The sequence below is a fragment of the Sphingomonas sp. BL-S-30 genome (assembly GCF_055521475.1).
The window spans coordinates 929816-941704 of sequence record NZ_CM145481.1; the positions used below are offsets into that span (position 1 = coordinate 929816).

Genomic DNA, 11889 nt, shown 5'->3' on the forward strand with positions numbered 1-11889 from the left:
AATGCAGCTAGCCGAAACCTCATCAGTCGAGCATTGGCGGGCGACCTACGATGTCTTGAAGGCCCAGCCGCTGGCGGGCAGGCATGTGTTGATGGTGGTTGAAAACCTGCCGGTGCCATTCGATCGTCGTGTTTGGGCCGAGGCCCGCACGCTGGCGGCCGCTGGCGCCAAGGTGTCGGTAATCTGCCCGACCGGCAAGGGCTTCGATTCCGCGTACGAGATGATCGAGGGGATCGAGATTTGGCGTCACCCGCTTCCCCTCGACGCGAATGGGGCCGTCGGCTACCTGCTCGAATATGGCGCAGCCCTGTGGTGGGAAAGCCGGCTTGCGTGGCGTATCTTCCGCAAGAACCGGTTTCATGCGATCCATGGCTGCAATCCGCCTGATCTCATCTTCCTTGTCGCGTTGCTGTTCCGCCCCTGGGGCGTGCGCTACCTGTTCGATCATCACGACATCAATCCGGAGCTCTACGAAGCCAAGTTCGGCCGGCGCGGCTTCTTCTGGCGGTTGATGGTGCTATTCGAGAAGCTGACGTTCCGCGCTGCGCGGGTCAGCATCGCCACCAATCAGAGCTATCGGCAGATCGCCATCGAACGTGGCGGAATGGACCCGGATCAAGTGTTCGTTGTGCGCTCGGGGCCAGATCTCGCCAAGGTGAAGCCGGTACCACCCAATCCGCGCTGGCGTAACGGGCGCCGCTATCTGGTCGGCTATGTCGGCGTGATGGGCGCGCAGGAGGGGATCGACCTGCTGCTCGAAAGCATCCGTCACCTCGTCCACGGTCTCGGACGAGCCGACATTCAGTTCGGGCTGGTCGGTGGTGGGCCCGCACTCGATGAGTTGAAGCAACTCGCGGTCAAGCTTGATGTGGCGGACTATGTGACCTTTACCGGCCGCGCGCCCGATGCCGATTTGTTCGAACTGCTTTCGACTGCCGACATCTGCGTGAATCCCGACCGCGTTAATACCATGAACGATCTGTCGACCATGAACAAGATCATGGAATATATGGCTTTCTCCAAGGCTATCGTGCAATTCGAAGTACGTGAGGGGCGGGCCAGCGCGGGCGAGGCATCGGTCTATGCTACACCCAATGATCCGGTCGATTTCGCGACCAGGATCGTCGCCCTGCTTGACGATCCGGAACGATGTGAGCGGATGGGCTCGTTCGGCCATGATCGGGTTCATAGCGAGCTTGGCTGGGACAAGCAGATCGCACCGCTGATAAACGCCTACCAGCGATTGTTCGCCTGACGCTTGGGCGCGCTCCATATCCGGCGCCGCGCCCATACTTCACCCCACATCTCCGCCGGCTCACGCAGCCGCCCTATGATGCCTGCAGCTAGTCGATAGAGCAGGGCGCGCACGCCGACACCGATGATCATCAACCCGCATGTGAAACGTGACTTGATCGTGCCCATGGTGCGGCGCGCGAGTTCGACCTTTGCTTCGCAAATCCGCATTCGCGCATCGTAACGGTTGGATGCGCTCGCCTGGCCATGGTGGATGATCGTGGCAGTAGGTGTGGTGCGCGGCAGTGCCCCGAGCCGCCGCGCCCGTCCGCATAATTCGGCTTCCTCGCCATACATGAAGAAGTCCGGCGCAAACCCTCCGAGCTCTTCCCAGAACGAGCGCTCGATGAGGAAGAAACAGCCTGAAACGATATCGACTTCCCGTTCGGTGGACCGATCCCAGCCGCCAAGCCCTTCCGGATTGAAGAGGTTGCTCCGCGGGAACAGCAGCGTGAGGCCGGCTGCGAAGCAGAAGGCGCTCCAGGTGCCGAACGCGCCCCACGCCGAGCCGATGTTGAGGCTGCCGTCGGCGAAGATCGTCCGACCGCCCCAGATCCGCGCTTCGGGCCGTTTGGCGGCAAAAGCCATCAGCCGGTCAACCGCTTGATCGAGAACGACCGTATCGCTGTTGAGCAGCAGCAGGTAGCGTCCGCGTGCTCTCGCGGCGGCAAGGTTGTTTGCGTGCCCGAAGCCGTGATTGATGGGCTCTGCCATCAGCCGGACCTGTGGAAATGTGGCAGCGATCGCATCGGCCGATCCGTCCTGCGATCCATTGTCGACCAGGATTGTCTCGAAAGTGACTCCCCTGGTCTGCGCGTACAGCGATTCGAGACAATCGATCGTCATCGCCCGCGTATTCCAGTTTACGACAAGCACCGAGAGGTCTGGATCGGGGCCTTCAGTCACATCGCCCCCACCATGCCGAGCCCAATTTGTGGCCATTTTCTATATCCGACGGGAGAACTTGCCAATAGCGGCGGGACTTTCTATTGCAGTGCGGCATAGGGGCTGATCAACACAATGCTAGCTGCGTCTCGTCATGATCAGGGCCATTGGAGTCGCGGCGTGGAGTCTCCGTGGGGCGCGTGGTTGGTCGCCGCTTCACTGCTCACGCTCCTGGCCCTGGGCGGCTCGAATCAGCAGAGCGTGGCACCCCGTATGATCAGCATCGGCATAGGGCTGACGCTCTTGGGAGTGGCGCTCTACAGGCTCGACTGGCGACAATTCTATGCAGAAGACCGGTTGCTCTCTTGGGTGCTGATGGGAGTGGGCGCGCTATTCGTGATCCAACTCGTGCCGCTGCCTCCGTCGATCTGGTCCGCATTGCCGGGGCGCGATCTGTTCGTCTACGGCGACCAGTTGATGGTGGGTGTTCTGCCGAACCGTCCTGTCAGCCTCGACCCCGACGCGACAATTGCTGACGCTGTCTTCCTTTTCGCGCCACTCGGCGTCTACGCCTTTCTCCGGGCTACCCAGAGAGATAAAAGCATCGAACAATTCTTCGCAATATTCGTCGTTTTTGCGGGTTTGTCGCTGCTTCTGGCATTGGCGCAGGCATTTTTCGGGTCGGGATTCTATCTCTACGAAACCAGATCGGCGACCCCGACGGGTCTCTTCGCCAACCGCAACCATCAGGCGATCATGTTTGCGTGTGCGATCCCGATCAGCGCTGCATTCATCATACGGCACGGCTTGGGCGATCGCTTCGCTGAGCGCGCGGGCCTGCCTGCCCCGACCGGTCGGTGGATCATTTGCATTATGATCTTCGGCATATTCTCCATCGGTGCCTTGCTCACCGGATCGCGTACCGGCAGCCTATTGCTGGTCCCGGCAATAGGCGCTGCTGCGGTGATTGGTAACGGGTTGCCCGGCGTGTCTAGGCGTGCGTTGCTGATTGTTGCGGGGATCCTGGCGGTGGGGACGATCGCACTGACGATTCTGCCCAATATGGGAGGTCCGCTTGGCCTTGTCTTCTCGCGAGCGATCACGGGGGAGGAGGATCGATTCAGCTACTGGCCGGTGGCCTTTAACGCCGCCATGGTGTATTTCCCGGTCGGGAGTGGAATCGGCACGTTCGATCAGATCTTCCAGGTGCATGAGCCGGTCGGCTTGCTCGCGCCACTGCACCTCTATAACGCCCATAATGACTGGCTTGAGTTAATGCTGGAAACGGGCTTGTTTGGGCCTGCGCTGGGTATCGTTTTTTTGGTATGGCTGGCGCGGCGGATGTCTCAGGTGTGGCGGCGGCCGGGAATCGATGCGGTGCTGCCCAGGGCGGCGAGCGTCGTTATCCTGCTCCTGCTACTCCATTCTGTTGTCGACTATCCCTTGCGCATGACGGCGCTGGCGACGCTATTCGCAGCCGCGGTCTGCGTGTTGGCGGGCCAAGCGCAGACCGTATCGAGATTGCGGACCGGTGAACTTTGTGGGTAACTGGTTTCGAAGTTGGCTGTCCTTACCCGCGCGTTGCTCGGGCCATGAACGAGGTTGGTTCCAGATGAAAAGATTGATTGGGGCATCCCTTGGCCTGCTTCTCTGCGCGTGCAGCGGCTCGCCGCACCCGCAACAGGGTATTGTACGACCCGCGGGGGACTCCATCGCACCCGAATTGCTCGTCGCCGATCTCACGAACGCGAAGATAGAGAGCGGGGATCAGTTGGCGGTCCAGGTCTATCGCGAGCCCGAACTGTCGCTCGCCGCCGTTACTGTGGATCCTTCGGGCAACATTGAAATGCCGCTGACGGGCAGCACCGCCGTGGCTGGGCTGACCGCAGCGCAATTGAGCGCCCGTATCCAGGGGGACATGGCGCGTTTCGTCGTCTCGCCGCGGGTTACGGTGAACATCACCGCCTATAATTCGCGCACCTTCACCGTCGAGGGCGAGGTAAACAATCCTGGTGTTTTCCAGTATCAGAATGGCATGACGCTGCTGTCGGCTGTCGCGGTTGCAAAGAGCCCGACGCCGATCGCCAGGACTGCGGAGGTCAGCGTCATCCGCACGACGCCGACAGGCCGATATCTCGGCGTGTTCGACCTGGAAGCGATCCGCGCCGGCCGCATGTCCGATATTCAGTTGCAGCCCAAAGACTATGTGGTCGTTGGCCGATCGGGACGACGCGAATTCTGGCGCGGCTTCCTGCAGGTCGCACCATTGGTTGGGCTTTTCACGAAGTTCTGATGTCCCTCCCAGCTACTCTGAGCGACGCCCCGAGCGCCAAGGATTGTTGTAACCAATGGCTAATTTAGACCGTTACCTGCCTGTCTCGGACGATCGTGACGGCGCGGGCGCAATCTCCTCCCCGTCGGATATGGGGTCGCACTCCGAGGAGACTCGGGAGAGTTCAGGATTTTCCATCAGCTTGGCCGACATTCGCGCGATGGCGTGGCGGCAACGCTGGCCGGCCGCGATCATTGTCGTCGCGGCGGTCCTTGTCGGTATCGTCATCACGCTGCTCATGACGCCGATCTATCAGGCCCAGTCGACCGTGCAGATCAAGCAGGAGTCGACGAACATCGTCCAGGGGCAGGACGTCAATCCCGCCACTAGCATCGCCGATGCGACACGGTATCTTCAGACGCAGCAGGACCTGATCGCCAGCCGTTCGATTGCGGAGCGTGTCGCCGACAAGCTGAAGCTCGATCGCAGCGATGATTTTATCGTGGCGATGAAGGGCAAGCCTCTCCAGGGTCAGGTGCCCGCCAGCCAGCTTCGCAGCGCCCGACATGAGCGTGTGGTCGCACTCCTGGCCGGGAACGTTTCGACGACGCTACCCATGGGCTCGCGCATCCTTGCGCTCCATTTCAATAGCCCTTCGCCGCGTTATGCAGCGCTCGTTGCGAACGCCTATGCGGAAGCTTTCATCGAACAGAATGTCGAGACGTCGTTCAACTCGAGCAAATACGCGCGCGACTTCCTGTCGCACCAGATCGAGGCGGCCCGCTCACGGTTGTCCGAGTCGGAGCAGAAGTCGATTGAATATGCTCGCAACACACAACTGATCGATGCCAGCGACGCAGCAGCATCGCGTACAGAGGAGGGATCTGCGGCGGGCCGGTCTCTGACGACTGCCAGCCTGGTTGGACTCAATCAGCAGCTGGGCCAGGTCCGGGCGGATCGTATTGCGGCCGAGAGCCGCTGGCGGCAGGCCCAGGCGAGTTCGCTGCTGCAACTGCCCGAAGTCGTATCGAATGCGACCGTGGCGACACTGCAGCAGCAGCGTGCTGACGTCGCGTCCCAACTCAACCAGCTGCGCGCGCGCTATGAGCCGGATCATCCCGATGTGAAGCAGGCGCAGGCACGGCTTGCGTCCATCGATCAGGCGATTATGCGAACTGCAACAAACATTCGGGAGTCGCTCCAGAATGCTTATCTTGCCGCGCAACGCCAGGAAGCCAATATCAGTAGCGGTATCCAATCCGCGCGCGGGGACGTGCTCGGCGAACAGCAGCGCCGCGTTCAGCTCAATCTCCTTGCGCAGGATGTGTCGACGAATCGTCAGACCCTGAACGATCTGTTGCAGCGCTACAACCAAGTGAATGCGGCGTCGGGAATCATCAATAACAACCTGTCGTTGGTGGATGAGGCGATTGTGCCGGGCGCGCCGATCAAGCCGAACGCGTTCCGCAACATTCTGACCGCGTTGGCGATCGGCATCGCGCTGGCGATTCTCGCTGGGCTCCTGCGTGAAGGCATAGACGATACTGTGCGGTCGCCGGAGGATGTCGAAAACAAGCTAAGGCTCCCAGTGCTTGGTAGCGTGCCGGTAGCGGGCTCCGGGGAAATCACCGTCGAGAACATCGTCTCGAACCCGAAGCTGGCGATGGCGGAGGCTTATTTCTCCATCCGGGCCGCACTTGACTTCTCGGCAGCTCACGGCCGACCGCGCAGCTTCCTGGTGACGTCGAGTGCTCCCTCGGAAGGCAAGACGACAACCGCGTTCGCGCTCGCAGTCGACTATGCGAGAATGGGGCTGCAGACGCTGTTGATCGACTGCGATCTCCGCCGGCCGGGTGTGCACCGCCTTGCGCAACTTCCCCTGGCCGAGGGGTTGGTCGACGTGTTGTCGGGTGCAATGCCGCTTGAGAAGGCCATCAAGAAGGTGCCGAATTCCGCGCTCAGCATCCTCACCGCAGGCAAGGTTGCCAGTAACTCGGTGCAGATATTCTCGAGCGATGTTTTCGAGAACTTCCTTGAGGCGCAGTCGGAAAAGTTCGACATCATCATCCTCGATACCGCGCCTGTCATGGGCCTCGCCGATACGCCACTGATAGCGCGCTCGGTCGAGGGCATCGTCCTGGTGGTCGAGGCCGGTCGCGCCCATCGTGGCCAGGGAAAGAATACGCTCAAGCGACTGCGCGACACCGGCGGCCGCATTCTCGGTACGGTCATCACCAAGTTCGATGCACGCTCGAGCGGCTATGGCTACAATTATTACCTGTCTTATTACGACTATAAGGGGGAAAGTGCCTGAGATGCGGGTCGGTCGCCTTATAATGGCGGTTGGAGTCCCCGTGGTGCTTGGCTTGGTCAGCTATGTGAGCCTGGCCGGCGCGGCCATGGCGCGCAGCAATCGGCCTGAACTCGGCTGGTCCCTCCCGTTCGGCAGTGGTGAGGCACTGGCCGTGGCTGCGCGCCGGGAGGCGTTGAGAGGCGCGGCGACGCCGCAAATCGTGCAGCTTTCAGTCGCCGCCGTCGCTTCTTCGCCGCTGCATCATGAACCCTTCTTCGCGACGTCGCGCGTGGTGCCACGGCCCGATCTCGCCGAAGCCCTGCTCATGCACGCGCACGCGTTGTCGAGACGCGATCGTCCGATGCTGGAAGTTTACGTCGCCAGTTTGCGGCGGCAGCGCGACATTTCCGGCGCGGTCGCGGTGTTCGACGAACTGTTCGCCCAGACAACCGGGCCCGAACCTTATTTCGCGATACTGGGCGACATGCTTGCCAACCCCACCGCGCGTGCAAGCGTTGCAGCGATCTTTGCACGAAAACATTCGTGGCGCAGTGCCTTCTTCGGGCAGATCGATCCTTCCCCCGGTCAAGTCGAATCGATCAGGCTGCTGCTCGCAGATATGCGGCGCCGCGGTACGCCTCTGCCAGACTCCGTGCTCATTCCATTGGTGCAGCGCCTTTCCTTCGGCGTTACAGGCCACAAGGTCGATGGGTGGCGCATCTGGAGCACGCGGAGCGGCGCGGACCCCCTGAGCTGGCCGGGGAGCGATGCGCCAGAGGCAATGCCTTACTCCTGGTCTGTTCCGGACGAACTCGCCGGGCGGGTGACGTTTGGCAATGGTGCGCTGCGGTACGACATCGAGGGCGCCGCCGGGGCGATCGTGGCGAAGTTGACGACAGCCTTCCCGGCAGGGCAATATCGTCTCGCCATCGCTGCTGCCGACGCGCGCGTGCGGCTGCAAACATCCTGCGGTAGTGGCACTACTTCCTTCGCGAGCGGCGCCGTGATCGCACTCGACACGAACTGTCCTATCCAGGCGCTCGCATTATGGGTACCATCTGGCAGCGAAACAGTGAGCAAGGTCGGCTTGACGCCGCTTCATTGAATGCCCGAGTCTATGCTCTCCGTACGGCTGGTTTGATGGAAGTCATCGAGTTCCTTGGAATCCGTTTCGATAGTCTCAGCTTCGACGAAGCATTGGCGGCGATTCAGGTGCGGCCTTCAAATGGGGCGTTTCGCTATGTCGTCACGCCGAATGTCGACCACATCGTCCGCTTGCACGAGAGCAAGGATCCGGAAGTCAAAATAGCCTATGAGGCTGCAGATCTGTGCTTTTGCGACAGCCAGGTCCTGCGGTTGCTGGCGCAACCTTTTGGCATCCAGTTCAGCACAATCACCGGGAGCGATCTGGTGCTGAGGCTCATCCCAGGTATGATCTTGCCGGGTGAGACGATCAATCTGGTGGGCGGCGACGCTGAGCTCGCTGAGCGGTTGCGGCGAATCCTGCCGGACACGCGGATTACCACGCACTTTCCTCCCATGGGGATGATTGAAAATCCCGCGGCAATGGCGGCGGCGGTCGATTTTATGCGATCGAATGCGGCGAGCTATCATTTGTTATGTTGTGGTTCGCCTCAACAGGAAGTGGTGGCCTATCGCGCAAAGCTCGATGGCAGCATCAGCGGCACTGCGCTGTGTATCGGCGCAGCCGTCGAGTTCCTAGTAGAGCGCAAGCAACGTGCGCCGCTCGTGATGCGGCGCATGGGGCTCGAATGGCTTCATCGGCTGGTGAGTGAGCCGCGGCGACTATGGAGACGGTACCTTATCCGAAGCCCCAAAGTGCTCCCGATCATACTGGGCTGGGCGTTTATGCCGCACCTGCGAAAGAAGTGACTTGCTTTGCTGGCGATTCGAAGGTATCTCCTCACGTAGGAATTAACGGAGACCCACTATGAAAACCATTCAGAAGTTGGTTGCGACGATTGCTGGTGTGGCTCTCGTGGGGTCGCCGGTCGCAGCCCTCGCGGCGCCTGCACCCTATTCCGGACCGTCGGTTGTTGAAAGCGTCGAAACGGGCAAGGGCGACAGCTTTTTCGGCGTTGCGCCGATTTTCTTCATCCTTGGCTTCGTCGTGATTGGCGGGGTGATTATCGTTGCCGTCGATGATTCGCGTAGCAATCGCTAAGCGGCTGGCACCTATTTTCGAAGTGTAATGTGGGCTGGGAAATGCGTTTCCTGGCCCCATTTTTTTTGCTCATATTTGTTGGCTCGGCACAGGCGCCTGCGGTGCTGCGCCCGTCCGGTGGAGATTTTGAGCAACGCGTAACTGCGTACAAGCGTATGGTCTCCGTGCTGTACCGCTTGTCACGGACGGCGGTGAATCAATGTCCTGGCGAATCGATCGCTGGGCTTGTGCTCGATCATCCCGGTATGTACGCGCCCCGCGATCGTCCGTTGGTCGGGTTCTCTGATGGCGTCCCGTTTCCGCGTATCCTTGCCGTAGCCGATTCGTCGCCCGCCGCCGACGCGGGACTCGCTCGAGAAGACGCGATCCGCTTGATTGGCGCGTTGCCCGCCCCGCACCCAGCAACTGATGGCGGCCTCGCTGCTGTTGAAATGACGATTAAGATGATTGCCGAGCAAGGCCGCGATGGGCACCTGGCTTTGCAGGTGGAACGGAATGGGGAGATACGGTCAATCGCATTGTCGCTAGACCCCGGCTGTGACGTGTGGCTCGACTTGACACGAAGCAATAAGGTCTCCGCGCGATCGCGCGGGAGCTGGATACAGCTGTCCGAAGCGACGATCGCGCTCCTGCCTAAGGATGGTGAACTGGCCTTCGTCCTTGGGCATGAACTTGGACATATCGTGCTACGACGGCGAAGCGAGCGAGCGGGTCGTGACGTCGAGCGACGGGTCGACGATCTTGCACTCGGCTGGATGCGAGAGGCGGGTTACGCTCCGCAGGATGCACTGACCGCGATCGAGAAAATGGCGGACGATGCGCCATTGGGCACCTCTTGGGGTGTCCGTAAGCGCATCTCGCACTTGCGAGAAGAGATCACGCCACGTTAGAGGCTTTGGGTGGCGATCCCATCAACGCGCGTTGAGCGGCGCCCGAGCCGGAGAATGCCAATGCTCAATCGCGGGAACTCGCCGAGTCTATCGACCGCCGCAGAGCCAAATGCAGCGATGGAGATACCCCTGGTATCGGTCCTGCTCGTCAACTGGAACACGAGGGAGATGACGCTTGAGTGCATCCGCTCGATCTATGCCGAGACGAAGGAGGCGCGGTTCGAAGTTATCGTTGTCGACAACGGTTCGCAGGACGAATCAGCGGAGGCGATCGCCGCAGAATTTCCCGATATCGTGCTGATGGCGGAACGGGAGAACCATGGCTTTGCGTTCGCTACGAATATCTCGGCCGCGCGGGCGCTGGGACGCTATCTGTTGCTGCTCAACACCGATACTGTCGTGCTCGATGGCGCGATCGACAAGCTGGTGGCCTTTGCCGAGCGTGTGCCCGGCGCGCGCATATGGGGTGGCCGGACGGTGTTTGCCGATGGCAGCCTCAATCCTGGCTCGGTGTGGGGCAAGATCACGCCCTGGAGTATGTTCTGCATGACGAGTGGGTTGACCACTCTCTTTCGTTCGAGCCGCCTCTTCAATCCCGAAGGCTATGGCGGCTGGCGGCGAGATAGCGAGCGCGAAGTCGATGTCGTCCAGGGTTCGTTCTTCCTGATCGAAAAGGCATTCTGGAACGAGCTTGGCGGCTTCGATCCGGCGTTCTTCATGTATGGCGAGGAAGCTGATCTGTGTGCCCGGGCCCGCTCGGTTGGCGCTCGCCCGCGAATGACGCCAGAGGCGACCATCATTCACTACGGGGGGCGTAGCACACGGGATGCGGCGCAGAAGATCATCTACAAACTTGGATGCCGGGTTGGGTTGATAAATCGGCATTTCAAGCCCGGCTGGCGCGCTTATGGACGTGCGCTGGTACTCCTCTGGGCATGGTGGCGCGCCAGACTCTACAGCTTGTCGGCGAGGGTAAATAAGCGTCACGCCGAAAGTTCCGCGCAATGGCGGGAAGCATGGAATCGTCGCGTCGAGTGGCGAAATGGACCAGATATCCGTCGCGTCGGGCGTTAAATGGTGGCGCAGCGAATCTTCACGACGCTCATCCAGAATTCCTATCGTGAACTGGTATCGCGGTGCCACACATTGGCGTGACCGCGCAGGCGATTCCAAAGCGCGAGGCAGCGTCCCAGCGTCTTTATTGACAGGTAAGTGCCGATATCGATTGGCGAGATACCGGCCCGGTAAGCCCGTGTGAGCGATCCGCTGCCCGTCCCAGCCTGTGGCACCGACGCCGGGAAGCCTTCGCGGAGCTGTCGGTCGCCCGCGCGACGGCGGCTCTCTATGCGAATTAAAGAGCCAGCATCTCGCGGTGGAAAGACGGTGAAGCTGGCGGGCTTCCCGTTCGCATCGACGGCGACGCTGCGCCGCTCCTCCGATCGGAAGCGGGTCCGGACATAGCCATCATCAGCGATGATGTTAGGGAAGCGCCCAACGCGTGCCATCCCCGCCTCGGACAATCCGAAGATCCCGGATCCGATCATGTTATCCCGAATATATGGCTGGCTTTGCCAAACACGGAAATAAGCACGTACCGCTTTGCCCGAGGCACTGGTATCCACCCGGATCGCTGGAGCGGCGGCGAGCGCTTCGCCCGAGCGGAGCAGCGCTGCCGTGGCGGCGAGCGTCGCGTAGCTAACCATCACATCCGCATCCACGAAAAACCGCGGAAACACGGTCGCAAGCGCGTTGCCTTCATTGAGGGCAAGCGGTTTGGAGCCTTTGGGAAGGTCGAGCACAGTAGCGTGAGGCGCAACTTCACGCGCGATCTCGACTGTCCGGTCGCTGCAACCATTGGCCGCCACGATTATCTCCGGAAGTGCATCGGGAGGTGCGTCGCCTAATATGGCCTCGAGGCAGCGGCGGATCACAGCTTCCTCGTTATGTGCAGGGATTATAACAGAAAAGGGCAATTCGGCCATGTCTTACCCTGCCCAATATGATGCATAGGTCAGCGGCAACGTTTTGTGGGCCTTTACCCTCTAGCGATGCTTGACCCGCTTCCATTAGA

At 60.8% G+C, this 11889-nt stretch carries 11 protein-coding genes; 9 read left to right on the plus strand and 2 right to left on the minus strand.

Annotated features, from left to right (window positions below):
- Window position 1: 1 nt before the first annotated feature.
- A complete protein-coding gene (locus ACZ1I5_RS04165; RefSeq protein ID WP_465172483.1) occupies window positions 2-1255 on the plus strand; it encodes a glycosyltransferase family 4 protein in 1254 nt (417 codons plus the stop codon).
- Here the strand turns inward: ACZ1I5_RS04165 and ACZ1I5_RS04170 are convergent.
- The gene (locus ACZ1I5_RS04170; RefSeq protein ID WP_465172484.1) at window positions 1234-2199 is read right to left on the minus strand and encodes a glycosyltransferase family 2 protein; all 966 of its coding nucleotides are present in this window, start codon (window positions 2197-2199) and stop codon (window positions 1234-1236) included. The genes ACZ1I5_RS04165 and ACZ1I5_RS04170 overlap by 22 nt on opposite strands.
- 252 nt (window positions 2200-2451) lie before the next feature.
- On the opposite strand from ACZ1I5_RS04170, the gene ACZ1I5_RS04175 reads away from it, so the two are divergent.
- The 8 genes from ACZ1I5_RS04175 to ACZ1I5_RS04210 all read left to right on the plus strand — a co-directional run bounded on the left by ACZ1I5_RS04175 (window position 2452) and on the right by ACZ1I5_RS04210 (window position 10892).
- Complete coding sequence (locus ACZ1I5_RS04175) at window positions 2452-3726, plus strand: O-antigen ligase family protein (RefSeq protein WP_465172485.1); 1275 nt, start codon at window positions 2452-2454, stop codon at window positions 3724-3726.
- A gap of 64 nt (window positions 3727-3790) precedes the next feature.
- Entirely contained in the window at window positions 3791-4471 is a 681-nt protein-coding gene (locus ACZ1I5_RS04180) for a polysaccharide biosynthesis/export family protein (RefSeq protein WP_465172486.1), read from the plus strand.
- 181 nt (window positions 4472-4652) lie between these two features.
- A complete protein-coding gene (locus tag ACZ1I5_RS04185) occupies window positions 4653-6764 on the plus strand; it encodes a GumC family protein (RefSeq protein WP_465172487.1) in 2112 nt (703 codons plus the stop codon).
- A 40-nt stretch (window positions 6765-6804) separates the two neighbouring features.
- The gene (locus ACZ1I5_RS04190; protein WP_465172488.1) at window positions 6805-7848 is read left to right on the plus strand and encodes a hypothetical protein; all 1044 of its coding nucleotides are present in this window, start codon (window positions 6805-6807) and stop codon (window positions 7846-7848) included.
- 35 nt (window positions 7849-7883) lie between these two features.
- Entirely contained in the window at window positions 7884-8636 is a 753-nt protein-coding gene (locus ACZ1I5_RS04195) for a WecB/TagA/CpsF family glycosyltransferase (RefSeq protein ID WP_465172489.1), read from the plus strand.
- 58 nt (window positions 8637-8694) lie between these two features.
- Window positions 8695-8928 carry a hypothetical protein gene (locus ACZ1I5_RS04200; protein WP_465172490.1) on the plus strand — a complete coding sequence of 78 codons (234 nt, stop codon included), beginning with the start codon at window positions 8695-8697 and terminating at the stop codon, window positions 8926-8928.
- A 41-nt stretch (window positions 8929-8969) separates the two neighbouring features.
- On the plus strand, window positions 8970-9818 hold the full coding sequence (locus ACZ1I5_RS04205) for a M48 family metalloprotease (RefSeq protein ID WP_465172491.1): 849 nt from the start codon (window positions 8970-8972) through the stop codon (window positions 9816-9818).
- Between the two features lie 60 nt (window positions 9819-9878).
- Entirely contained in the window at window positions 9879-10892 is a 1014-nt protein-coding gene (locus ACZ1I5_RS04210) for a glycosyltransferase family 2 protein (protein ID WP_465172492.1), read from the plus strand.
- A gap of 41 nt (window positions 10893-10933) precedes the next feature.
- Here ACZ1I5_RS04210 and ACZ1I5_RS04215 read toward each other — a convergent pair whose 3' ends face one another.
- Window positions 10934-11800 carry a glycosyltransferase gene (locus ACZ1I5_RS04215; RefSeq protein ID WP_465172493.1) on the minus strand — a complete coding sequence of 289 codons (867 nt, stop codon included), beginning with the start codon at window positions 11798-11800 and terminating at the stop codon, window positions 10934-10936.
- Window positions 11801-11889: the final 89 nt, after the last annotated feature.

Bases quoted from the DNA above. Each gene is read 5' to 3' on its own strand.
- ACZ1I5_RS04165 (WP_465172483.1), top strand. From the start codon at position 2: ATGCAGCTAGCCGAAACCTCATCAGTCGAGCATTGGCGGGCGACCTAC.
- ACZ1I5_RS04175 (WP_465172485.1), top strand. From the start codon at position 2,452: ATGATCAGCATCGGCATAGGGCTGACGCTCTTGGGAGTGGCGCTCTAC.
- ACZ1I5_RS04210 (WP_465172492.1), top strand. From the start codon at position 9,879: ATGCTCAATCGCGGGAACTCGCCGAGTCTATCGACCGCCGCAGAGCCA.
- ACZ1I5_RS04200 (WP_465172490.1), top strand. From the start codon at position 8,695: ATGAAAACCATTCAGAAGTTGGTTGCGACGATTGCTGGTGTGGCTCTC.
- ACZ1I5_RS04195 (WP_465172489.1), top strand. From the start codon at position 7,884: ATGGAAGTCATCGAGTTCCTTGGAATCCGTTTCGATAGTCTCAGCTTC.
- ACZ1I5_RS04205 (WP_465172491.1), top strand. From the start codon at position 8,970: ATGCGTTTCCTGGCCCCATTTTTTTTGCTCATATTTGTTGGCTCGGCA.
- ACZ1I5_RS04180 (WP_465172486.1), top strand. From the start codon at position 3,791: ATGAAAAGATTGATTGGGGCATCCCTTGGCCTGCTTCTCTGCGCGTGC.
- ACZ1I5_RS04215 (WP_465172493.1), bottom strand. From the start codon at position 11,800: ATGGCCGAATTGCCCTTTTCTGTTATAATCCCTGCACATAACGAGGAA.